14 protein-coding genes are annotated in these 23,705 nt (G+C 66.3%); 9 read left to right on the top strand and 5 right to left on the bottom strand.

What is annotated here, in order from left to right; genetic code table 11:
* Positions 1 to 32: 32 nt before the first annotated feature.
* On the top strand, positions 33 to 1,229 hold the full coding sequence (locus BTO20_RS34635; protein WP_087080785.1) for a cytochrome P450: 1,197 nt from the start codon (positions 33 to 35) through the stop codon (positions 1,227 to 1,229).
* 28 nt (positions 1,230 to 1,257) lie between these two features.
* Positions 1,258 to 1,620, top strand: coding sequence for a cupin domain-containing protein (locus tag BTO20_RS34630; RefSeq protein ID WP_087080783.1), 363 nt, complete (start codon positions 1,258 to 1,260; stop codon positions 1,618 to 1,620).
* Positions 1,621 to 1,624: 4 nt separating this feature from the next.
* Here the strand turns inward: BTO20_RS34630 and BTO20_RS34625 are convergent, their stop codons facing one another.
* Both BTO20_RS34625 and BTO20_RS34620 read right to left on the bottom strand, forming a co-directional pair.
* A complete protein-coding gene (locus BTO20_RS34625; protein ID WP_087080781.1) occupies positions 1,625 to 1,924 on the bottom strand; it encodes a DUF3618 domain-containing protein in 300 nt (99 codons plus the stop codon).
* On the bottom strand, positions 1,911 to 2,321 hold the full coding sequence (locus BTO20_RS34620) for a phage holin family protein (RefSeq protein WP_087080780.1): 411 nt from the start codon (positions 2,319 to 2,321) through the stop codon (positions 1,911 to 1,913). Before BTO20_RS34620 ends, BTO20_RS34625 begins: the two co-directional genes overlap by 14 nt.
* Positions 2,322 to 2,443: 122 nt before the next feature.
* Between BTO20_RS34620 and BTO20_RS34615 the strand changes: the two genes are divergently transcribed.
* Positions 2,444 to 2,716 carry a DUF4235 domain-containing protein gene (locus BTO20_RS34615; protein WP_198344176.1) on the top strand — a complete coding sequence of 91 codons (273 nt, stop codon included), beginning with the start codon at positions 2,444 to 2,446 and terminating at the stop codon, positions 2,714 to 2,716.
* A gap of 2 nt (positions 2,717 to 2,718) precedes the next feature.
* Here the strand turns inward: BTO20_RS34615 and BTO20_RS34610 are convergent, their stop codons facing one another.
* Positions 2,719 to 3,360: a DUF1361 domain-containing protein gene (locus BTO20_RS34610; RefSeq protein ID WP_087083103.1), complete on the bottom strand. Its 642-nt coding sequence runs from the start codon at positions 3,358 to 3,360 to the stop codon at positions 2,719 to 2,721.
* Between the two features lie 295 nt (positions 3,361 to 3,655).
* Between BTO20_RS34610 and BTO20_RS34605 the strand changes: the two genes are divergently transcribed.
* The 5 genes from BTO20_RS34605 to BTO20_RS34585 all read left to right on the top strand — a co-directional run bounded on the left by BTO20_RS34605 (position 3,656) and on the right by BTO20_RS34585 (position 9,367).
* Positions 3,656 to 5,056, top strand: a complete 1,401-nt coding sequence (locus BTO20_RS34605) for a protoporphyrinogen/coproporphyrinogen oxidase (protein ID WP_087080776.1) — start codon at positions 3,656 to 3,658, stop codon at positions 5,054 to 5,056.
* An 18-nt stretch (positions 5,057 to 5,074) separates the two neighbouring features.
* Positions 5,075 to 5,974, top strand: a complete 900-nt coding sequence (dapA, locus tag BTO20_RS34600) for a 4-hydroxy-tetrahydrodipicolinate synthase (RefSeq protein ID WP_087080774.1) — start codon at positions 5,075 to 5,077, stop codon at positions 5,972 to 5,974.
* Positions 5,975 to 5,994: 20 nt separating this feature from the next.
* Complete coding sequence (locus BTO20_RS34595; RefSeq protein WP_087080772.1) at positions 5,995 to 6,687, top strand: GntR family transcriptional regulator; 693 nt, start codon at positions 5,995 to 5,997, stop codon at positions 6,685 to 6,687.
* Between the two features lie 393 nt (positions 6,688 to 7,080).
* Positions 7,081 to 8,430 carry an MFS transporter gene (locus BTO20_RS34590; RefSeq protein WP_087083101.1) on the top strand — a complete coding sequence of 450 codons (1,350 nt, stop codon included), beginning with the start codon at positions 7,081 to 7,083 and terminating at the stop codon, positions 8,428 to 8,430.
* 19 nt (positions 8,431 to 8,449) lie between these two features.
* The gene (locus tag BTO20_RS34585; protein ID WP_087080770.1) at positions 8,450 to 9,367 is read left to right on the top strand and encodes a sugar phosphate isomerase/epimerase family protein; all 918 of its coding nucleotides are present in this window, start codon (positions 8,450 to 8,452) and stop codon (positions 9,365 to 9,367) included.
* A 64-nt stretch (positions 9,368 to 9,431) separates the two neighbouring features.
* Here the strand turns inward: BTO20_RS34585 and BTO20_RS34580 are convergent, their stop codons facing one another.
* Entirely contained in the window at positions 9,432 to 11,267 is a 1,836-nt protein-coding gene (locus BTO20_RS34580) for an acyl-CoA dehydrogenase (protein WP_087080768.1), read from the bottom strand.
* Positions 11,268 to 11,504: 237 nt separating this feature from the next.
* Here BTO20_RS34580 and BTO20_RS34575 point away from each other — a divergent pair, with 237 nt between their 5' ends.
* Positions 11,505 to 12,584, top strand: a complete 1,080-nt coding sequence (locus tag BTO20_RS34575; RefSeq protein WP_087080766.1) for an NAD(P)H-dependent amine dehydrogenase family protein — start codon at positions 11,505 to 11,507, stop codon at positions 12,582 to 12,584.
* Positions 12,585 to 12,669: 85 nt separating this feature from the next.
* On the opposite strand, the gene BTO20_RS34570 is transcribed toward BTO20_RS34575, so the two are convergent.
* Positions 12,670 to 23,649: a type I polyketide synthase gene (locus BTO20_RS34570; protein WP_087080764.1), complete on the bottom strand. Its 10,980-nt coding sequence runs from the start codon at positions 23,647 to 23,649 to the stop codon at positions 12,670 to 12,672.
* Between the last annotated feature and the right edge of the window lie 56 nt (positions 23,650 to 23,705).

Genomic DNA, 23,705 nt, shown 5'->3' with positions numbered 1-23,705 from the left:
AACAGATTCAATAGGATTGAGAGGAAAGTGCCGTGACGACAGTCCAGGCCGAATGCCCAGCTACTCGCGACTTCCTGCCATGGAAGGACCCGCAGCTACGTGTCGACCCCTACCCGTTCTATGCCCGCGCGCAAGCCGAGGCGCCGGTCTCAAGAGATGAGGACGGAACGTTCGTCCTCACGAAGTTCGACGACCTCATGCACTACGGCCGGCTGCCATCGGTGGTCATCGCCCCCGAATGGGAGAAGGCAGGCGCTTGGCGAGTTCTCAAGGACATGTCCCTGGGCCACGACGAACCAGACCACACCCGGCTCCGGCGTATGACCAGTAAGTGGTTGACCCCCAAGCGGATTCAGGACTGGGTCAAGATCACGGCCGAAGTCACCGACGAGATCCTCGATCGTGTTGGTGACGACGGGCTGGTCGACGGATCAGATCTCGGGGTCGAGGCCACCCATGTCACTGTGTGCCGGCTCTTGCAGGTTCCCGAGGACGACATCGAGTCGGTGCGGCGGGAGATGCGTAAGGCCATGCCGGTGCTCAGCGCCGTACCGGATGCCGGCGACTTCGAAGCCTGCGAAGAGGCACACGAATACATGCGCGCCCGCACCGCATTTCTCATCGAGCACGGCCGGGCGAATCCAGGCGACGGGCTGCTGAACCATCTGCTGGCCCTGCAGGACAGCGGTGAGATGTCCGAGGCCGAAGTCTTCGCGACGACGCTGTTCTTCTACTTCGTCGGCCATATGGACGCCAGCTACCTGATCTCGTCAGGGCTGCAGCTCTTCACCCGCAGACCGGACATCTTCGACGCGTTCCGAGCCGAACCCGATGTGCGGCAGGCCATCGTCACCGAGTTGGTCCGCTTCGATGCGCCCGAACCGGTGATCACCCGCACGACAACAGAGGACCTCGTCATCCGAGGCGTCCACATTCCTGCCGGCAGCGTCCTGCGCCTGGTGATGGGCGCAGCCAACCGGGATCCGGACGTGTTCGACAATCCACACGAGTTCGACTTCAGGCGGCCCCCGGAGCAGTCGCGCAACCTGACGTTCAGCTTCGGCAGCCACAGTTGCCAGGGACGCCTGCTGGCCGAGGCCGAGGTGCGGGTGGTGTGGGAACGGATCGCCGCGCGTTATTCACGCATCGAGCTCGCCGGAGAGCCGGTCATCAAGAACACCGACGCCTCACGGCACTACTACTCACTGCCATTACGGCTGTGCCCGTAGCGAATTCACCCAACCAGAAAGGTAATGAATGACAACGTCAAACACGTCAACCGAGACTGCCGTGATCGTCAGCGACATCAATTCGGTGGAGCTCGAGGACTGGGGGCCGCTGCCCGAGGCCACCGCCGCGCCCATGGCCACCGCGGGAAAGAAACTGTGGACCGGTGAGGGCATTCACGAAGTGGGCATCTGGCAGTGTGCGCCTGGCCCGTCGCGGTGGGTGTTCGAGACCAACGAGACCATCACCGTGCTGGCCGGCCGGATGACCGTCACCGAAGAAGGTGGCGCACCCTACGAGGTGAAAGCCGGCGACAACGCAGTGTTCCCCAAGGGCTGGACCGGTACGTGGGACATCCACGAGACGGTTCTGAAGGTGTACACGGTCTTCTGACCCGTCAGCGGTCTCGACGACGCCACCACCATACGAACCCGATCGCCGCAAGCACCGCGACCACTGCAGCCGCCGGCACCGCCGGCGCGGATTTGGCGGCGTCGGTCGCCGCGTGTGCACGTTCGACGACGGCTTCCTTGGTCTCGGCCGCCTTGTCCTGGGCGCGGCCCTTGACGTCCAACTTGTCGGACATGGCCGCCACGGTCTCGCTGAGCTCACTGCGCGTTTTGGCAATGTCGGATTGCAGTTCATCGATTCCGGCGTCTGGACCCGGTTCCTGGGGCAGTCGATCAGCGGCGGCCATGCCGAGCCTCCTTGATGTCGTCGAAGTCGTGCTTGATGCTCTCGGCTGACGCGACTGCTGGTGGCGGCACCTGTTGGGCCTGTCTGCGGCTGATCAATGTCGCGACTCCGGCGCCGATGAACAGCACCGCGGCGACGATGATCGCGGCGGCCCACACGGGCAGCACCAGCGCGATCGCTGCGACCGCGGCGGCAATTACGGTCATGAGGCCGAGCACCGCGAGCAATCCCGCGACGCTGATCAGCCCCGCACCGATTCCGGCGTGCCGGGCGGACTCCTGGAACTCTCGCTGGGCCAGCCGGATTTCGTCACGCACAAGCCGTGTCGTCTGCTCCTGTAACTGGCCGACGAGCTGAGGTATGGACGCTTCGCTGATGGGTTTCTGTTGGGTGGTCATTCGTTGGACCCTTCTGCAGGCGTTCTGCTACTCCACAGCAGTGCCCGACAGCGCGCCGCCCGAAACGTGTGTTTGCGTCCGTTCTGGGTATCCACCGGGTCACCCCGAACGGAGGAGGACCCGTGAGCCGTACGTCGAAAGTGTTGTACCTGCCGCTGTCGATCGCGACGAGTGTGGCGGGCGGCCTGCTGGCGAGCGCGTTGTTCAGCCAGGTGTGGAAGCGTATCGACGAGCCCAATCGAGAACCGCCCGATCCCAAGGATCTCGATCGGTCGGCCTCCAAGGCGTTGACGGCAGCGGCCATCCAGGGCTTGGTCTTCGGCTTGGTGCGGGCTGCCGTGGACCGGGCCGGCGCCAAGGGCTATCACGCGTTGACCCACGAATCGCCGGTGTGAGGCTAACTGCGCGAATACAAACCGTTCAGTGCCCAGATGGTCAGGTACGCCAAGCCGAAGAACGCTGCCACGGCCATCGCCACCCCAGTCGACTGGACGTAGGACAACGGTGAGCGCACCCACTCGAACGTCGCCGCCACGACCGCGTCGGGACGGGTCACCAGATCCCAGGAGTTCCACCGTTGAAACCGGCCGATCACCACGCCCACTGCGCACAGACCCACCGACAGGACCGCAACCAACCAACCCCAGACGCCGCCGAAGTCGCGCTCGATTCGCTTGTGCACCAACAGTAGTGACACGACTCCGAGCAGAATGCCGGTCCATGCGGCGAAGCCGTACTGCAGTACGTGCCGCCACAACTCGTAGCCCTCACCGAGGTGCACCAGATCGGTGACAAGGTAGGGCGCATTGGGCAGGAATGCCAACCAGCCGAGGCCGAGCGGTAGTAGCCACAGGCGACGCTCGACGAGGTCGAAGGCCACCGCGAAGATCATCGGGATCCATGCCAGCACCAGGTTCCACACCAGGAACTTCGTCGGGTAGGTCAGCGGGGCGGCGGGATCGGTGATCCCCAGAGCGAGGGTCAGTGCCGTCGTCGCCATCAGGGCGACGACCAGCAGGATGCCACGGGCTTCGGTCACTGCACCAGTTTGCCGGGTGGCGGCCATGCCGTGCCGCCGAGGATGGCCGAGGACATCACACCCGCTTCGACAGTGTGTCCGGTCCCTGCCGGGCTGCGGGTACCCCAAAATCGCGACTTGTGTGATCTGTGATCACAACCTACTCTCGGATGAGACCCAGATCTCAGATTCCCGAAGCGGCCCGCGCCAGCACTGACCGGCTGAGTGACTCCGTTCCAGACCTGGGGCTTCACAGCTGAAGACTTCAACGCTCACCGCGGCAGGGCGCCGGGAGCCTGAACGAGAGGACCAAACGATGAAGGACGTCGTGATTGTCGGAGGCGGCCTGTCCGGGCTGTCGGCGGCATGGCGGCTGCGGCACTGGGACACGCTCGTGTTGGAATCCGGCACCCGGGTAGGTGGCCGCATCCGGTCGGAGAAGCGCGGACGGTATTTCCTGAACTGGGGCGGGCACGTCTTCGCCGGCGCCAACACCGCCACCGATGCCCTGCTGGCCGAGACCGGCACCGGCTCGGTGAAGGTACCGGGTTCGCTGACCGGCTTGGCGATGAACGGAAAGCTGTTGCTGGACGGGCCCGTTCAGAGCTATCCCCTGCGGGTTCCGATGCCGATGGCTTCCCGTGTCGCCCTGATCCGCGCCGGCGCCAAAGTCGGTCTCGACGTCTTGCGCTACGCCCGCGCCGTGCGGATGCGTGCCGGGGAATCGAGCGAGGTGCGTCAGCAGCGCATCTACGAGTTCGAGAACAACCGCACCTTCGCCGATTACATCGGGGATCTTCCCGAGGACGCCGAAGCGCTTTTCCGCCCGACCATCACGCGTTCGGCGGCGGACCCCGACGAACTGGCGGCAGGCGCAGGCATCGGATATTTCAGCCTGGTCTGGAACATCGGGCAGGGGCTGGATCGCAGCATCTTGGGTGGTCCGTCCACCTTGACCGAGAACATCGCGGCGTCGGTGCGCGACCGCATCCAGCTCGGTGCAGCCGTGAACGAGGTTGTCCACAAAAAGAATTCGGTCGTCGTGCGCTACACCCAAGACGGTGTGGACAAAGAGGTGGAAGCCCGTTACGTCGTCCTGGCGACGCCGGCCACGGTCAGCCACCGGGTCGCGGTCGACCTGCCCGCCGATCTGCGGGAAGCGCTCTCGGCGATCGTCTACGGGCCCTACGTCAGCGCCGCGTTCCTGACCAACGAGACCACCCCGCAGAAGTGGGACGGAGCGTACGGAATCGCCACGCCCAAGCGCTCTTTCAACGTCGCGCTGAACATGGGCAACATCGTGCGCGGCATGGAACGGCACCGACAGCCCGGCGGCAGCCTCATGACGTTCTCGCCGGCCAGCCTGGCCCGCAAGCTCCTCGACCGCAGCGACGACGAGATCATCAAGACCTATGTCGACGATCTCGACCAGATCCTGCCCGGCTTCGGCGGAATCGTCGAAGAGGCCCACGTCCAGCGTTGGCACACCGGTGCTCCCTACTGCTTCCCCGGACGCGGCAAGCTGCAGCCTGTCCTGACCCGGCCCTCGGAGCGGGTGTTCCTCGCCGGTGATTACCTCGGCACGCTCTACACCGAGACCGCGATCAGTTCCGGATTCACCGCGGCCCAGGAAGCCGCCAGCCGACTGTCCCGCGAATACCAGACCCGCACGCTCACCAGCGTGCCCTCCACCACGTCCACCCCGGCCGCCAGCTGAACGAGAGAAAGACCCAACATGACAACAGAATTGCGCGGTGTCCTCACCGCACTGTCCACGCCGTTCACCGCAGACGAGCAGATCGACACCCTTGCTCTCAAGCGCATCGTGGATCGCACCATCGACGGCGGCGTCCACGGGGTTGTGGTCGGCGGGTCCACCGGTGAATTCGCCGCTCTGAGCCACGACGAGCGCCGCGACCTGGTGGAGACGGTCGTCGAACATGTGTCCGGTCGCGTCCCGGTGATCGCGCAGACCGGTGCGACCACGACGGCGGAAGCCATCCGCCTGTCGCGGGCCGCCGAGACGGCCGGGGCCGACGTGCTGATGCTCGTCACGCCCTACTACGAGCCGCTGACGGTGGACGAGACCACCGCCTACATCAAGGATGTCGCCGCAGCGGTCCAGTTGCCGGTGATGCTCTACAACATTCCTGTGGCGACCGGAACCAACCTCGACGCCGACACGATCGGGTCCCTTGCCCGCGAGGTCGACAACATCCGCTACGTCAAGGATTCCAGCGCCAACTGGGAACAGGCGCTGCAACTCATCCACCATCACCGTGACCACATCGACACCTTCATCGGTTGGGACAGCTACATTTTCAGTGCCCTGGCCGAAGGTGCCGCGGGTGTCATGGCCGGCACCGCGAACGTCGTGCCGCGTGAAATCGTGGCGGTATACCGCTCGATCGTCGACGGGGACTACGCCGCGGCCCTGGTTGAATGGAAGCGGGTCTACCCGGTGATCGATGCGATGATCTCCGTTCCGTTCATCCCCGCGGTCAAGGCGGCGCAGCGCTACCTCGGCGAGGCTGTGGGCCGTCCGCGCCGGCCGACGGCCGACCTGTCACCGGCCGACCTCGCCCGGGTGGAAGCAGCGCTTGACTTGCTGCAACGCGAGCGGTCACTGACCTGACCCGCAGTAACATGTGATCTGTGGTCACATCGGTCCAGACAACATTGGTGACAGACCAGGTCTACGGCGTGATCCGCGACGCGATCCTCAGCGGCGAGCTTCCTGTGGGGTCAAGGCTGCGGGTCCGCGACATGGCCGCGATGGTCGGCACCAGCGTCATGCCGGTCCGCGAGGCGATCCGCCGCCTTGAGGAGGCCGGCCTGGCCGAACGACAACCGCACCGGGGCGCAGTCGTCAAGGGCCTCACCCTCGAGGAGTTGGTGCACGTGTACGACGTGCGCCGCCTCCTCGAGGTCGAGGCCGCCCGCCTCGGCGCGGAGCGGATCACCGCCGCGGACTGCGACAAGATGCAGGCCGAGTACGACCAGATGCGCCAAGCGATCGTCGAAGAAGACGTACCTGCCTACCTGGACCGGGACGAGGCATTGCTGGCCATCCTCTACGAAGCCTCGGGTAATCCGGTGATCGTCCAGGTGATCCGCACGCTGTGGCACCAGTGCCGGTCGTACAAGCTGGTCGGTGCGCAGGGAACACTGGGATCCTCGAGCGACGAAAGCCTGTGGACCTATCAGCAAAAGTTGATCGACGCCGCCGCTGCCAACGATGGACCGGAGGCGGCCGCGGTGAACTCCGAATCACTCCTCAACGCCACCGACCGCATCCACGCGCTGCTGGCCGCACAAGGGCAATCGGAGACGGCTGCGCCCATGTAAGCCCCGGTCCTGGCCCAAAGGCATTGATGGCCAGGCCATTTCATCGGCAATGTAGTTGTGCCACCGCCGGCGCCCAGGCAAGGCCGCACCGGTGGATCGCCGCCGTTCCCGGGTTGTCTTCTTGTTGCATGACGCCCGTGGCGCCGGACTCGTCTCTGTGCGTGCGCTTCTAACGGGCGATCGCTGAAAAATTCTCAAGTGATCACAGATCTAATCTTGACGGTGATCTGTGATCACATTTAGAGTGGCAGACATCACATCCTCCCTAGGCCGATGGTCTCCATCACCGCGAAGGAATCACATGACCACTGCAAACCGCCCGCCGGCTTTGACGCCGGCTCTCGCGCGCACCGCCATCCTCTGCTCGCAGGCAACCACCAAGGAGGCCCGGTCATGACCACCGGTCACCCACTCGATGACGCCCCGTTGTCGGCGTTTCACAAGCGGCTCGCGCTCTACGCCTCGGGCGGACCGTTCCTCGACGGCTATGTGCTGTCCATCATCGGTGTCGCGCTGGTCCAGATCAGCCCCGCATTCAACATGTCCACAGCCCAGGAGGGCCTGGTCGGGGCATCGGCACTGATCGGCATCTTCCTGGGTGCCTTCGTGGGTGGCTGGCTCACCGACAAGTTCGGCCGCCAGGTGCTGTTCACCATCGATCTGGCGCTGATCATCGCCTGCTCCATCGCGCAGTTCTTTGTCGGAGACGTGCTGTGGCTGGTCGTGCTGCGGCTGCTGATCGGCATGGCCGTCGGCGCGGATTATCCGATCGCCACATCGCTGCTGGCCGAGTTCTCGCCACGCAAATGGCGCGGCCCCCTGCTCGGCGCATTCGTCGCCATGTGGTTCGTCGGCGCCGTCGCGGCGTACATCGTCGGTGAGATCCTGGTCCACTTCGACGGTGGCTGGCGCTGGATGCTGGCCAGCCCCGCCGTACCGGCCATCCTCATCGTCCTGGCACGGCTGGGCACTCCCGAGTCCCCGCGCTGGCTGCTCAAGAAGGGCCGGGTCGAGGAAGCGAATGCGGTATTGGTGAAGGTCTTCGGACCGGGTGCCTCGGTGGAGGACCTGCCCGAGGAGGTGTCGGAAAACCTTCGCATCGGTGCGCTGATCCGAGGTGGCTACGGCAAGCGGATGGTGTTCATCACGATCTTCTGGACATGCTCGATCGTGCCGCTGTTCGCGGTCTACGCCTTCGGGCCGAAAATCCTTGGGGCCCTCGGTCTCACCGGCGCCCTGGCCAACTACGGTTCGGCGTTCATCACCTTGATGTTCCTGGTCGGCTGCATCGTCGGCCTGGTCCTGGTCAACCGGATGGGACGCCGGACGCTGATCATCCACAGCTTCGCGTGGGCCGGCCTGGCGTTGCTCTTGTTGGGCCTCTTCCCGAACGCGTCGGCGTGGATCGTGTTGGCGCTCTTCGCCGGCTACGCCGTGACGATCGGCGGCACCCAGATCCTGCAGTGGATCTATCCAAACGAATTGTTCCCCACCGAGATCCGCGGATCGGCCGTCGGGCTGGCCTCATCGTTGAGCCGTATCGGTGCGGCGGTGGGCACCTACCTGGTGCCGGTGTCGCTGGCGCACCTCGGTACCGGAGCCACGATGATCGTCGGTGCGGTAGTCACCTTCATCGGTGCCGGGGTGTCGATCATGTGGGCGCCCGAGACCCGCGGCATGACCTTGGGAGAATCCTGCGCCGTGAACAACACGCCCGCGTCCGCAGTCAAACGTGCCGCCTGAGCGGAAAGGGACCCGCGTAATGACCGAGACCACGCCGCGCTACCAACTCGGCATGCACACCTACTCGCTGCACCTCAGCGGGCTGGGTGAGAGCTGGGGATTCGACCACGCGCATGCGTTCGAGAGATCCATCGATCTGCTGCAGCTCATGGATCTGGCCGTGGAATGGCAACTCGACGGCCTGCACATCACCAATGTCGACCTCGAGTCGCTCGATGAGGCCCGTCTCGCGCAGGTGAAGGCCGCCGCCGAGGAGCACGGTCTTTACCTCGAATACAACGTGTCGTTCGACGCACCGTCGGATCCGCGCGTCAATTCCACTGTGGTCGACGCACTTCGCAACGCGAAGGCGATGGGTGCCGATCTCGTCAAGTTCAGCCTGGACATCGACCGTCCACGGCCGTTGTACGGGACGTGTTTCCACCCCGACGTCATGCGGCAGCTCGAAAACCGACTGGCGGAGTTCAAGGCCAACCTCGACCTGCTCGACGAGCTTGATCTGCAGATCGCAATCGAAAACCATTGCGACACCTACGCGGACGAGGTGGTCTGGCTGGTTCGGCAGCTGGACCACCCGGCAGTCGGCACGTGTGTCGACACGATCAATTCGTTCGTGGTCCTCGAAGGTCCGGAAGGCTGCATCGAAAAGATGGCTCCCTATGCCAACTGTGTGCATTTCTGCGACAACAAGCTCGTCGTCGACCCCAACGGCACGCACTGGATCGGTGCGCCCATTGGCCAAGGAGACATCGACTGCGTCAAGGTGCTCAATACCTTGCGAGAACGCGCGACTCGACTGCGCCGAGTCACGTTCGAGGTCGAGTTCGAGCAGGGGAGCGATCCGATCGAAATCGCCCGCAAGAAAGAGATTCGAGCGTGCGAGGAGAGCATCAGCTACCTACGCGACGTGCTCGGGGTTGGGGTGCGAAACCGCTGAGGCGCTGACGCGAACAAAAGTGGCCCTCGGGATAAACCCGAGGGCCACTTCATGTTTGAGCGGTTTAGAACGACGCCTCGTCCAGCTCCATCACGTCGTTGTCGAGCGTCTCGACAACCTGGCGGGTGCTGGTGAGCAGCGGCAGCATGTTCTTGGCGAAGAACGACGCCGCGGCGATCTTGCCGTCAAGGTACGTCTTTTCGTCGCCGGTGACACCCGCGTCGAGCTTCTCGATGGCCACTGCGGCCTGGCGCAGCAGCAGCCAGCCCAGGAGCAGGTCGCCGACCGACAGCAGGAAGCGCACCGAGCCGAGGCCGACCTTGTAGATGCTCTTGGCATCCTCCTGCGCGGCCATCAGGTAGCCGGTCAGGCTGGCGGCCATGCCTTGCACGTCCTCCAGCGCGGTGGCCAGCAGCGCACGCTCGGTCTTCAGCCGGCCGTTGCCCGACTCGTTCTTGATGAACTGCTCGATCTCGCCGGCCACGAACGCCAGCGCCTGACCCTTGTCGCGGACGATCTTGCGGAAGAAGAAGTCCTGCGCCTGGATGGCGGTGGTGCCCTCGTAGAGCGAGTCGATCTTCGCGTCGCGGATGTACTGCTCGATCGGGTAGTCCTGCAGGAAGCCGGAGCCGCCCAGGGTCTGCAGGCTCTCGGTCAGCTTGGCGTAAGCCTGCTCGGAGCCGAAGCCCTTGACCACCGGCAGCAGCAGGTCGTTGACCTTGTGCGCCAGTTCGCCGTCGATGCCGTGCAGCGCCTTGGCGACGTCCTTGTCCTGGAAGGTCGCGGTGTACAGGTACAGCGCGCGCATGCCCTCGGCGTAGGACTTCTGGGTCATCAGGCTGCGACGGACGTCGGGGTGATGGGTGATGGTGACGCGCGGGGCGGTCTTGTCCATCATCTGGGTCAGGTCGGCACCCTGCACGCGCTCCTTGGCGTATTCGAGGGCGTTGAGGTAACCGGTCGAGAGGGTCGCGATGGCCTTGGTACCGACCATCATGCGGGCCTGCTCGATGACGTCGAACATCTGCGCGATGCCGTTGTGCACCTCGCCGACCAGCCAGCCCTTGGCAGGCTTGTCGTGCTGGCCGAAGGTCAGCTCACAGGTGGCCGAAACCTTCAGGCCCATCTTGTGCTCGACGTTGGTGACGTAGACGCCGTTGCGCTCGCCCAGCTCGCCGGTCTCGAAGTCGAAGAGGAACTTCGGTACGAAGAACAGCGACAGGCCCTTGGTGCCCGGTCCGGCGCCCTCAGGGCGGGCCAGCACCAGGTGGAAGATGTTCTCGAACAGGTCATCGGAGTCGGCGGAGGTGATGAACCGCTTCACGCCGTCGATGTGCCACGAGCCATCGTCCTGCTTGACGGCCTTGGTGCGGCCGGCGCCCACGTCCGAACCGGCGTCGGGCTCGGTGAGCACCATGGTGGCGCCCCAGCCGCGCTCGGAGGCCAGGACGGCCCACTTCTTCTGCTCTTCCGTCGCGTTGTCGTAGAAGATCTGCGCGAAGGCGGCACCGCCGGCGTACATCCACACGGCCGGGTTGGCGCCGAGGATGTGCTCGTTGAGCGCCCACAGCAGGGCCTTGGGTGCGGGCACGCCACCGAGCTCTTCGTAGAGGCCGACCTTGTCCCAGCCGCCGTCGATGGCGGCGCGGACAGACTTCTTGAAGGATTCGGGCAGAGTCACCGTGTGGGTCTTGGGGTCGAACACCGGCGGGTTGCGGTCGCCGTCGGCGAACGAATCACCGATCGGTCCCTCGGCCAGACGAGCCATCTCGCTGAGCATCTCGCGGGCGGTATCGGCGTCCAGGTCGGTGTAGTCGCCCGTGCCGAGGGCCTTGTCCAAACCGAAGACATCGAACAGGTTAAAGACCTGGTCACGGACATTGCTCTTGTAGTGGCTCACATTTCCTCCTCGATGAGAATGCCACTTGCGGTTGGGTACTCGGGTTAAGTTACCCACCAGTAACTGCACCCAACTATACCGTTCGGTAACTTCAACGCAAAGCGATCGCGAGCAATTTCCGCCGTCTAACCAACCCAACGGTTGATCGATCTTGACCGTTGGCGCCTCATGGCGCTGTGACCTGCGGTTACGTGAGAATGTGAACCTCGTCACGAGACGACTGTCTACGGTGATCGCATGCAGCGAATCGCAGTGTGGGGGACAGGCAACATGGGGTCTACAGCCATCCGGTCGGCGGTGGCATTTCCGGGCCTGGAACTGTCGGCCGTGATCACCTCGACGCCGGAGAAGGCTGGTCGCGACGCCGCGAGCTTCGCCCAGCTCGACGCCCTGACCGGGGTCGCCGCCACCACCGACGTCGATGCGGCACTCGAGGCCTGCGACGCCGTGGCCTACATGGCCTCGGGCGATATCCGGCCCGAGGAGGCGATCACCGATATCGAGCGGTGCCTGCGTGCTGGCAAACATGTGGTGACGCCGTCGCTGTACTCGTTGTACGACCCGCGGTCGGCCCCGCCGGAGTGGCTGGACCGGTTGAGCGCGGCCGCCGAGGAAGGCGGCGCGGGTCTGCTGGTGTCGGGCGTGGACCCCGGTTGGGGCAACGACGCGCTCGCGGTGATCGCAGCCGGACTGTGCACGCGGCTCAAGACCATCCGCTGCCAGGAGATCTTCGATTACTCGACCTACGACCAGCCGCACTCGGTGCGTGTGCTGTGCGGTTTCGGCGGTTCGATGGATGAGGTGCCGATGATGCTGCTGCCCTCCATTCCCACGATGGTGTGGGGCGGCAATGTCCGACTCATCGGCCGAGGCTTGGGCCTGGAGATCGATGAGATCACCGAAGAGCTCGAACGGCGCCCACTCGATGCCGACGTCGACAACGTCATGGGCCGGTTCGAGAAGGGCACCCAGGGTGCGTTCCGGCTTCAGGTCATCGGATGGGCCGACGGTGTGCAGCGGGTCGTTGTCGAACACGTCACCCGCATCGACCCGTCCTGCGCACCGGACTGGCCGCAGCCCGACGAGGGCGCAGGCGATCATCGCGTGATCATCGACGGCGATCCCCAGCTGACCATCGTGGTGCGCGCCGACGTGCCGGGCGGCACACGAGCCGACGGCGGCAACACCACGGCCGCCAATCGTCTGCTCGGCGCCATCGCCTGGCTCGCGACGCAGAAGCCCGGGATCTACGACGGGCTCGACGTGCCGCTGCGCTCAGCGCTACCGGCCGAGGCCGAGACCGCCCGCTGGGCCTGAGCCCTCCGGCTCACTTTCTCTGCCGAGCAGACAGTGCGGTACGCCAACACCGGCGTGTCGCGTACCGCAATGTCTGCTCGCGGGGCTAGTCCGCGGGCTGCGGTGTCTCAGCCGACTCCGCCGACTCCGCCGGTTCCGGTGCCTCCGCGGACTCCGCATCGGGCAGTTGGCTCACGAGGTACTCGGCGAGCCCACCGATGGTCGGGTAGTCGAAGACCGCCGTCGCGTTGAGGGTGAATTTGCCGCCGAACTGACTGTGCAACCGGTTACGCAGCTCGATCGCCATGAGCGAGTCCGTGCCGAGGTCCAGGAACCGACTGCTCGCCGCGGGCGGCTGTGCCAGACGAAGGAAGTTCTGCACCTCCTTCTGCAGAAACTCGGTCACGAAGCCGGCACGCTGCGGCACCGGGATCTCGAGCAGCTGCTTGAGAACCTCGCTGTCACCGACGACCTCACCGGCGGCACTCGGCAACACCAGGTCGAGGATCGGCGGCCGCTGACTGCCCAGCACCTTGGCGGCCCGTTGCCAGTTGGCCTTGATGACGGTGGCTTGGCCGGTGCCGTTGGCGACGACCTCGGCGAGGGCGGCCAGCGCGGCCGACGGTTCCAGCGGAATCAGGCCCTGGGCACTGATATTCGCCGTCGCCGCCTCCGAGGAGGCCATGCCACCTTGGGCCCACGGACCGAAGTTGACACCCGTGGCCGGCAGCCCCTGTGCCCGACGCTGCGCTACCAGGCCGTCGAGCAGCGCGTTGGCGGTCGCGTAGTTGGACTGACCGGGGGAGCCGAACAAGCTGGACACCGAGGACGACACGATGAAGAAGTCCAGCTCGTCGTCCTTGGTCAATCGGTCCAGGTGGCTGGCGCCGAAGGCCTTGGGCGTCAACGTCGTCCGGAACCGTTCCACGCTCTGCTGCCCCAACAGCGCATCGTCGAGTACGCCCGCCAGATGCGCCACCCCGGCCAGGGGCGGCAGCTCCGCACGGATCTTCTCCAAGAGCGTCGCCACCTCCGCTTCGGCGCCGACATCGGCGGCGAAGACGTGGATGCGGGTCTTGTAGCGCTCGGTGATCTCCTCGATGACACGCTGCGCGTCCGCATCGGGCGCGCGCCTGCTGGTCAACACGATGTCGCCGGCACCGAGCTGGGCCAGGTACGACGCCGTGTGCAGACCGATCGCCCCGAGTCCACCGGTGATGAGGTAGCTGCGATCCGGGCGCGGCTGCAGCGGATTCGGTATCTGCACCACGATCTTGCCGATGTGCCTCGCCTGCTGCATGCGGCGGAACGCGGCCCGGGCCTCGGTCAGCGGGTAGACCTCCGCGGGCAGCGGCGTCCACTCTCGCTTGGCCAGCCCGTCCGACACCTCAATGAGCAAGTCGCGGATGCGATCCGGTTCGGTGAACATCACGGTGTCCAGCGCGACGATCTCGTAGGCGATATCGGGACGGGCCTCAGCCATCCGCTCATGCGACCAGATGTCGCGCTTGGCGATCTCGGCGAAACGGCCACCCTGGGCCGTGGCCTTCAAGGTCGCCTCGATGAACCCTTCGCTGGTCAGCGAGTTGAGCACCACGTCGACACCCTCACCGCCGGTATCCGCCAAGATCTGGTCGGCGAAATCGGTTGTGCGCGAGTCGTACACGTACTTCACGCCCAGCTTGCGCAGCGTCGCACGCTTGAAGGTGCTGGCCGTGGCGAACACCTCGGCACCGCACTGCTGGGCCATCTGGATCGCCGCCAACCCGACGCCACCGCTGGCCGCGTGGATCAGCACCTTGTCACCGGGCTTGAGCTGCGCCCAGTCGAACGCGAGTCGGACCGTCAGCGCCGCAGCGGGAATCGTCGCGGCCTGCACCGCACTCACCCCGTCGGGGATCGGCGCCAGGAACTGGGCCGGCACGTTGAACCGGCTGGAGAAGGCACCCTGCATGGAACCGTAGACGCGTTGGCCCACCTCGACGCCGGTGACGCCCTCACCCAATTGCGTTACGACGCCAGCGAAGTCACCGCCGATCGGCCCGGGATCTCCCGGGTACAGGCCAAGAACGTTGAGCACGTCGCGGAAGTTGAGGCCAGCGGCCTCGACTCGGACCTGTACGTAACCCTCGTCCGGTGCCGGTACCTCTTTCTCGGTGATCCGCAGGTTGTCGATCGCGCCGCGTTCGGTGGGTGCGAGGACGTAGTCGCTCCCGCGGGGCACCGTGAGATGACCGCTGCGCGCCCACGGCAACAGGCGCGAGGCCAACAGCTTGCCTTGCCGCACAGCCAGTTCTGGCTCATCCACAGGGCCGGACAGCAAGCTGGCCAGTGCCTGCACAGCCTCATCCGAACCGTCGGAATCGACGAGCTTGGCGTGCAGCGCCGGTTCCTCGTTGATGGTGGTGCGGCCGAATCCCCACAGCGCCGCCTGCACCGGGTCCACGGGTTCACCGGACTCGGTGGCCACAGCTCGCTCGGTGACGATCCACAGTCCGCCGGGCAGCCTGACCTGACCGGCCTGCACGGTGTGCACGGCACTGAGCAGGTTGGCGATCTCCGTTTCGAGCCGCGCCTGCGCCTCGGCGGTCGACTCGCCTGCGCTTGGGGTGCTGCTGTGCCAGACGACGCCGGAGAACCCCATGCCGCGTTCGTGTGCCTGTGCCAGCACCTGCCCCAAGAGCTCGGGATTGGTGTTGCGGTCCAACGGGATGCAGCCCGGCACCTTGGCGGCCAATCCGTCGAATCCGGCGATCAGCCAGGTGCCGCTCAGCTTGGGGGTCTCATCGTCAGACGGCGCAAGCGGCACCTCGTGCCAGCCGAGGGTGTACAGCAGCCGCGTGGCGTCGCCGCCGAGGCCCCGCAGCAGGGCCTCGCGAGGCGCCCGCTTCACGGTGAACTCGCGAATCCCTCCGAGGTGACGGCCGTCCCGATCGAGGTACTCGAGGTCGAACACTTGGGTCTCGCTGTCGAGGGCACTCTGGTGCCACCGCGCACGGCAGTAGAACCGCCGAGGCATCTTTTCCTTCAGCGTCACCTGCCCGTACCGCAGCGGCAGGAACAGGTCGTTCACCCCCTGTTCGGCTGCGAGAAGCGCCGGGAATGCAGGGAATGCAACACCCGTGCACAGGTCCATCAAGACCGGGTGCAGCGGTTCGGTGCCGAGCTGTTCGGCGAGTTCTTCACCGACGAGGATGTCGCCGATGGCCTCACCGTCACCGAGCCACAGGGACTTGAGCGAACCCGACCAGTTCGGGCCCCAGACCAGCTCCAGGTCGGCGAAGGTTTCGAACAACTCCTGCGGCCGCAGCCGGTTCATCCGCTCGATCACTTCGTCGATCGGATCGTCGTCGGCCGCCGGTGCGTCGGTGTTGTCGGCGTTGTCGGAAACACCGCTGACCACAGTGCCTTCGGCGTTCAACGACCACTCGGCATCACTGACGCCGAACGGGCGGCTGTGCACCTGGAACTTCCACTCGTTGCCGCCGCCGGCCGGGTGCAAGGTCAACTGCACCTCGCGAGAGCTCTTCTCGGGCAGGATGATCGGCTCGTAAAAGAACACGTCTTTCGCGTGCGCCGGCGTGCCGACGGCTGCCAGCGCCATCGCCGCATACGTCGCACCGGGCACCACGACGGTGCCGTAAATGACGTGGTCGGCAAGCCACGGCTGCGACTTGACCGAGATCCTGCTCGTGTACACCGAGTCGCCGGACGCGAGATCCTTTGCACTGCCCAGGATTCCGGATCCGACGGGGCCGTCCACGGTGATTGCCGATGTCTTGGGCCAGAAGCGCCGGTGCTGGAACGGGTAGGTGGGCAGTTCGAGCCGGGTCCGCGGGTGCGCGGATTGCAGCGCCGCGAAGTTCGGCCGGTGCCCTCCGACGTAGGCTGCGGCCAGCGCGTCGGCGATCTGGCGCCGGTCGGCGACACCCTTGCGCAGTGAGACGATCGCCCGCGGCGCGGCCAGATGCTCCGGCCATACCTGCACTGCAGCCCCGGTCAACACCGGCTGCGGACCGATCTCCATCAACACCGAGCAGCCCAACGCCGCTACCGTGCGGACACTTTCGGCGAACTGCACCGGCTGACGCGAATGCCGCCGCCAGTACTGGGCGTCGAGCGGCGTCTGGGCCGTGAGCACGGCACCGGTGCGGTTGCAGACCAGCGGCAACGTCGGGGCGGAGAACTGCACCTGAGCGGCGAATGACTCGAATTCGTCGAGCACCGGGTCCAACAGTTCCGAGTGGAAGGCGTGGCTGGTCTCCAGCCACGTGCAGCGGATGCCCTCTTCCTCGAACCGGTTGACCGCTTGTTGCAGATCGTCACCGGGACCCGAAAGCACGGTGTTGGGCCCGTTGTAGGCACCGACTGACACGCGCGGGTATTCACCGGCGATCTGCTCGACCTGCTTGGGATCGGTGAACACCGCCACCATGCGCCCGCCGGCGGGCAGGCTGCCGAACAGCCGGCCGCGGTGAGCGATCAGCCGCACACCGTCTTCGAGGCTGAACGCTCCCGCCACACATGCCGCGGCGTACTGACCCACGCTGTGGCCCAGCACGACGTCCGGCTCAATGCCCCACGACTGCCACAGGCGGGCCAGGCCCATCTCGACGGCGAAGAGTGCCGGCTGGGCAAACGAGGTGTGCCGCAACCGTTCTCCGGCCTCGGCATCGGTCGCGAACATGACATCCAGCAGCGGATGCGGCAGGATGTCGGCAACCGCGTCCGCACACCTTTTCACGGTTTCGGCGAAAACCGGCTCGGCCTCGAACAATTCGCGCGCCATTCCCGGGTACTGGCTGCCCTGCCCGGTGAACAACCACGCCGTTGTCGGATGGTTGGTGTGCTCGCCGCGAACCACCCCGGGTCGCGTGCGGTTCTCTGCGAGGTCTGCGAGGCCCATGCGGGCGTCGTCGACCGACTCCACGACCAGCGCGGCGCGGTGTTCGAAGTGCGAGCGACCCGTGCCCGCGGTCAGGCACACGTCGGCCAGATCGGCGTCGGGGTGCGCGTCCAACCACGATCCGTACCGCTGGGCCAGTGCCACCAGGGCTTCCGGTGACCGGGCGGACAGCGCAAGGACGTTGACCGCCTGCTGGTCGTTTTCCGGGCCGACTGGTTCCTCGCTCGGAGCAGCCACGGCAGCCGTGGGAACCGGCGCCTCTTCGATGAGCACGTGCGCGTTGGTGCCGGTGAACCCGAACGAACTCACCCCGGCGCGCCGCGGCCTGCCATTGGCCTGCCACGGAATCGCCTTGTCCACCACCCGCACCGAGAGCGAATCCCATGGGATGTGCGGGGACGGGTTCTCGAAGTGCAGGCTCTGCGGCAGTGTCTCGTGCTGCAACGACAACACGACCTTGATCAGACCTGCTGCGCCCGAAGCGGACTCGGTGTGACCGATGTTGGTCTTCACCGAGCCCATCAACAGCGGCCGGTCGATGTCCCGCGATGCGCCGTAGGCGGCGGCAGCAGCCTGCACCTCGATGGGATCGCCCAGTGGGGTGCCCGTACCGTGCGCCTCGAGGTAGTCGACGTCGCCGCCGGTCCACCCGGCGCGCGCGAGTGCTGTCCCGATGAGCCGTTGCTGCGCACCACCATTGGGCACCGTAAGACCACTGGACGCGCCGTCCTGGTTCACCGCGCTGCTGGGGATGACCGCGCAGATCCGGTCGCCGTCGCGTTGTGCATCGCTGAGCCGCTTGAGCACGAGAATTCCGCAGCCCTCACTGCGCACGTAGCCATCGGCGGACGCGTCGAAGGTCTTGCAGCGCCCGACGGGTGACAGCATCCGTGCACGGGAGGCGGCGACGACCGTCACCGGAGAAAGCAGGACGTTGACGCCGCCGGCCAGCGCCAGGTCGCAGTCCCCGGAATGCAATGCCTGGCAGGCCTGATGGATCGCGACCAACGCCGAGCTGCACGCGGTGTCGACGGCCATGGCCGGGCCTTCGAATCCCAGCGCAAAGGCAACTCGACCGGAGATGGCGTTGAGCGCATTGCCGGTGATGAAGTACGGCTCGATCTTGTCGATCGACTCCGACGACAGCAGGTGGGCATACTCGTTGGCGGCCACGCCGGCGAAGATGCCGGTTCGGCTGCCGCGCAACGCCGCAGGCGAATAGCCGGCCCGCTCCAGGCCTTCCCATACTGTTTCCAGCATCAGCCGCTGCTGGGGCTCGATCCAGACCGCCTCGCGCGGCGAGATGCCGAAGAACTCAGGGTCGAAGCCGTCGATGCCGTCGAGGAATCCGCCGAAGCGCGTGTAGGTCTTGCCCGCCGTCTCCGGATCCGGGTCGTAGAACTCGTCGATGTCGAAGCGGTCCTCGGGGATTTCGCGGATGGCGTCGACACCGCCGGACAGCAGGTCCCAGAAGGCCTCTGGGTTGGGTGCGCCGGGGAAACGGCACGACACCGCGACGATCGCGATCGGTTCGTCGGTGCTCGTTGTCACCGAGGCCGGTTTGGGTGCCGACTTCGGTTGCTCGGCGAGGCCGAGCACGTCGCCGAGCAGGTAGTCGGCCACGTCGGAGATTCGGGGGTAATCCATCACCAGGGTGATGGGAATCTCCGCGCCCACGCCCTGTTCCATGCGGCGGCGCAGTTCGACGGCCATCAGCGAATCCATGCCGAGGTCGAAGAATCCGGCGTCCTCGCGGATCTCCGAGGAGTCCACGCGCGTCACCTCTGCCACCGCGTCACGCAGGTAGTCGGTGAGCAGTTTCTTGCGCTGCTGAACCGGAGCGTTTGTCAGCCGTTCGACCAGCTGGGTCTTGCCGGTGCCCGACGGCGCAGCGGACAGCTGGGTGGGTACCTCGCGCTCCAACTCGGCCAGGAATGCCCGGCGGCCGGCCTGCTGGTACAGCGGCAGGAAGCGGGCCCAATCGACCCGCGCCACAACGCCTTGCGCGGACCGCGACGTGACCACGTCGGCCAGCCCGGCCAGCGCGTCGGCGGGCGAGAGCGTCCGGATCCCGCGCTGTTCGAGCCGCTTGCGGGCTTCCGCGTCGGCCATGCCCGCCGACCACGGTCCGAAGTTGACGCTGACGCCGCCCTGCTCACGCAAGCGCCACGCCAGCCCGTCGAGGAACGCGTTGGCCGCGCTGTAGGCGGTCTGACCGAAGCCACCCCAGACCGCGGCGATCGAGGAGGTGGTGATGAAGAAGTCGAGCTTCTCGTCAGCCACAGCCTCGCTCAAATGCCATGCACCCCAGACTTTCCCGGCGAAGACGCGATCCACTTCGGCGTCGTCCAGGTCGCTGAGCGGGGTGGTGCCGACCTCGCCGGCGGCGTGCACGATGCCCGCCAGCGGCGGCAGCTCGGCGCGCACGCCGGCCAGCAGTCGTGCGACGTCGTGCGCGTCGGCGACATCGGCGGTGACCACCCGGACGTCGCAGCCGTGCTGGGCGCGCAGTCCGTCGATGCGTTGCGCTGCGGCGTCGCTGGGCTCACGACGGCTGGTCAGCACCAGATGCTTGGCGCCGTGCGCGGCCAGGTATCCGCCGATCTCCAGGCCGATGGAGCCGAGGCCGCCGGTCACCAGATACGTTGCGTTGTACCGTAATTCGAGCGGAGCGCCACTGGGCAATTCATCGCGCCGGACCAGCCGGGGAACGTGGACGGTTTGATCGCGCAGCGCGATCTGGTCTTCCCGCACGGGCGCGTCGGATGCCGTGATGCGGCCGAGCAGTCCGGACCATTCGTCGGCGGAAGCGGTAGAGAGGTCAGCCAGCCCGCCCCAGATCTGGGGCAGCTCCAGCGCCGCGGCGCGACCGAATCCCCACAGGGCAGTCTGCTCCGGCGCCACCGTGTCGGCATCGGTGACGTGCTGTGCGCCCTGGGTGACCAGCCAGATCGGGGCCCGCAGGTCAGCGGTGACCGCGGCGCGCAAGAGTCGTCGCGTCCCGGCGAGCACCTGGTGGTGCATCCGCAGAAGAGACCGCATCGAAGGCGCACCGGTCGAGTTGAGAGCTGCTACATGGATGATGCGCAACGTCGTATCGTCAGTGACCGCAGCGCGCAACGCATCCGCGAGCTGCGCCTCGTCGGCATCGGACGCAGGCAACGCGAGGAATCGCGGCTGCTGGCCACGCGCGGCGAGCGCGTCGACCAGGGGCTTGACCGCGTCGGATTCGTCGCCGATCAGGATCCAGGAACTCGCCCCGGCCTCGGCGCCGGACAGCGGGGTAATCGCCTTCTCCCAGCGGAACTCATAGCGGTCGTCGGCGATGGACTGCGTCGAGCGTTGCTGATTGTGTTGTGCGGCAAGCTTTGTCAGGACGTTCACGGTCTGCTGGTCGCCGTCGAGTAGCGCTGCGAGCTCCTCGATGCGGCCGTCCTCGAGAAGGCGCACGGCCTGGGTACGTGCGGCGACGTGCTGTTGCTGGTTGGGCTGATCCCGGTTGTCGCGATACCAGTACTGGCGGTGTTCGAACGGATAGGTGGGTAGGTCCAGCTTGCGCGCGTCCGGCTGCCGGAAGGCCGCGAACGTGGGCACGTGACCCAAAACGTATGCGTCGGCGACGGCTTCGGTGATCTGCCGGTGGTCGGCGGTGTTGCGCCGCAGGGAGGCGATCACCCGCGGTGTGGTGGCCGGATCCGGCCAGGCGCCCAGCGCCGCGGCGGTGAGCACGGGCCGCGGGCCGATCTCGAGCAACGCCTTGCAGTTCATATCGGCCAGCGTCCGCACGCTCTTGGCGAATTCCACCGGCTGGCGCGCGTGGCGACGCCAGTACGCGCCGTCGAGCTTGACGCTGCGGCCGAGTGCGGCGCCGGTCCGGTTGTCGATCAGAATCCGTTGCGGTGCTTTGTAAGTGAACTTGTTCGCAGATGCCTCGAAGGCATCGAGAATCGGGTCGAGCAGTGCCGAGTGGAAGGCATGGCTGGTTTCCAGCCAGTCGCACCGGATGCCATCGGCAGTCAACCGGGCGACGGCCTGTTCGAGATCTCCTGCGGGGCCTGACAATACGGTGTTGGTGCCGTTGTATGCGGCGACTGACAGCGTTGGAAATTCGTCGGTGAGGCCCTCGACCCGCTCGGCGGCGGTGAACACCGCCACCATCCGGCCACCGGCAGGCAGGCTGCCGAACAGACGGCCCCGTTCGGCCATCAGCTTCGCGCCGTCCTCAAGGCTGAAGACACCCGCGACGCAGGCCGCCGAATACTGGCCCACGCTGTGGCCCAGCACCACGTCTGGCTCGAAACCCCACGACTGCCAGAGCCGGGCCAGGCCCATCTCCAGGGCGAACAGGGCCGGTTGCGCGTAGGAGGTCTGCCGCAGCGTCTCTTCGCTGCCTGGGCTGTCAAGGTCGAATATCACGTCCAGCAACGGCTTTTCGAGCACATCGGCGACCGCGGCCGCGCACCGTTTCAGCGTTTCGGCGAAAACCGGTTCGGTGTCGAATAATTCGCGGGCCATGCCGACGTACTGGCTGCCCTGGCCGGTGAACAGCCACGCCGTCTTCGGCGCTTCGTGCGATTCTCCGCGGACCAAACCCGGCGCCGGGCGGTCGTCGGCGAGCGCGCCGAGCAACTCGACGGCGGATTCCTTCGAATTGACCACCAGCGCGGCGCGGTGTTCCAGGTGCGCGCGCCCCACTCCGGCGGTGAAGCAGACGTCGGCGAGCGTGGCCTCGGGGTGGGCGCTCCACCAGTCGCGGTACTGGTCGGCGAGCTGCACCAACGCGGCAGGCGTGCGCGCCGACAGCGGAAGGATGCTGAACCGCGCGTCGGCGGGCTGCTCGGCCGGAACCGGCCAGACTTGTTCGGGAGCTTCTTCGAGGATGACGTGCGCGTTGGTGCCTGCGAACCCGAACGAGCTGACCCCGGCGATGCGGGGCCTGCCGTTGCGGTCCCACGGGGTGGTCTCCTTGACCACCTCGACAGCCAACCGGTCCCAGGGGATGTGCGGCGACGGGTTCTCGAAGTGCAGATGCTTGGGCAGTGTCGCGTGCTCCAGCGACAAGATGACCTTGATGACGCCTGCGATTCCTGCGGCGGCTTCCAGGTGCCCGATATTCGTCTTCGCCGAGCCGATCAACAGCGGCGCGTCGGGCTCGCGTCCGGCACCGAGCACCGCACCGGCGGCCTGGGCTTCGATCGGGTCGCCCAGCGAAGTCCCGGTGCCGTGGGCTTCCAGGTATCCGACATCGCGGGGTTCGAGGTTCGCCCGCTTGAGCGCGTCGGAGATGACGCGCTGCTGGGCGACGCCGTTGGGCACCGTCAGTCCGCCCGACGCGCCGTCCTGGTTGATGGCGCTGCCGCGGATCACGGCGCGAATGTGGTCACCGTCGCGGATCGCGTCCTCGAGGCGTTTGATGACGATGACGCCGCAGCCCTCGCCGCGTACGTAGCCGTCGGCCGCCGCGTCGAAGGTCTTGCACCGACCGTCGGGCGCGAGCATGTGCGCGCTGGAGAACGTGATCATCGTGGCCGGGGTGAGCAGGACGTTCGCGCCACCGGCCAGGGCCAGGTCACATTCGCCCAGACGCAGCGCCTGGCAGGCCTGATGGATCGCCACCAACGACGAGCTGCACGCCGTGTCGACGGCGACGGAGGGACCCTGCAGCCCCAACCGGTAGCTGATACGCCCGGCGGCTGCGGCGTTCGACGTCCCGATGGCCATGTAGGCCTCGATCTCGGGGTACGTCAGCTCGTCGGAGGCCATGCCCAGGTAGTCGTGTGTCGCCAAACCGACGAACACGCCGGTGTTGCTTTCTGCAAGAGATGTCGGTGCGATGCCGGCATGCTCGATCGCGCGCCACGAAGTCTCGAGTAGCAGTCGATGCTGCGGGTCCATCAATCTGACTTCGCGCGTGGACATGCCGAAGAACGGCGCGTCGAAGCCGGTGACGTCGTCGACGAAACCGGCCCGCCGGGTCACCACCTTGCCGGGCGTACTCGGGTCCGGATCGAAGAATTCGTCGACGTCCCAGCGGTCCTTGGGCACTTCCGACACCGCGTCACGGCCCTCGCGCAACACTTCCCAGAATGCCTCGGCATCAGGTGCCCCCGGGAAGCGCGCCGCGTAGCCGACAACGGCGAAACGGGAGTGCGGTTCGATCGGACGCTCGACGGATTCCATGCCGTTGTCCTCCTTGCATCGGCGGTCAGAATGACACTCCGCGCGCTCCCCCATAG

This window comes from Mycobacterium dioxanotrophicus, assembly GCF_002157835.1.
GTDB lineage: Bacteria > Actinomycetota > Actinomycetes > Mycobacteriales > Mycobacteriaceae > Mycobacterium > Mycobacterium dioxanotrophicus.
The sequence above is the reverse complement of the archived record's forward strand: the minus strand, read 5'-3'. Positions and strand labels throughout refer to the sequence as shown.

Coding starts and splice junctions, on each gene's coding strand:
- BTO20_RS34630 (WP_087080783.1), top strand. CDS start 1,258: ATGACAACGTCAAACACGTCAACCGAGACTGCCGTGATCGTCAGCGAC.
- BTO20_RS34625 (WP_087080781.1), bottom strand. CDS start 1,924: ATGGCCGCCGCTGATCGACTGCCCCAGGAACCGGGTCCAGACGCCGGA.
- BTO20_RS34620 (WP_087080780.1), bottom strand. CDS start 2,321: ATGACCACCCAACAGAAACCCATCAGCGAAGCGTCCATACCTCAGCTC.
- BTO20_RS34605 (WP_087080776.1), top strand. CDS start 3,656: ATGAAGGACGTCGTGATTGTCGGAGGCGGCCTGTCCGGGCTGTCGGCG.
- dapA (WP_087080774.1), top strand. CDS start 5,075: ATGACAACAGAATTGCGCGGTGTCCTCACCGCACTGTCCACGCCGTTC.
- BTO20_RS34590 (WP_087083101.1), top strand. CDS start 7,081: ATGACCACCGGTCACCCACTCGATGACGCCCCGTTGTCGGCGTTTCAC.
- BTO20_RS34585 (WP_087080770.1), top strand. CDS start 8,450: ATGACCGAGACCACGCCGCGCTACCAACTCGGCATGCACACCTACTCG.
- BTO20_RS34575 (WP_087080766.1), top strand. CDS start 11,505: ATGCAGCGAATCGCAGTGTGGGGGACAGGCAACATGGGGTCTACAGCC.
- BTO20_RS34570 (WP_087080764.1), bottom strand. CDS start 23,649: ATGGAATCCGTCGAGCGTCCGATCGAACCGCACTCCCGTTTCGCCGTT.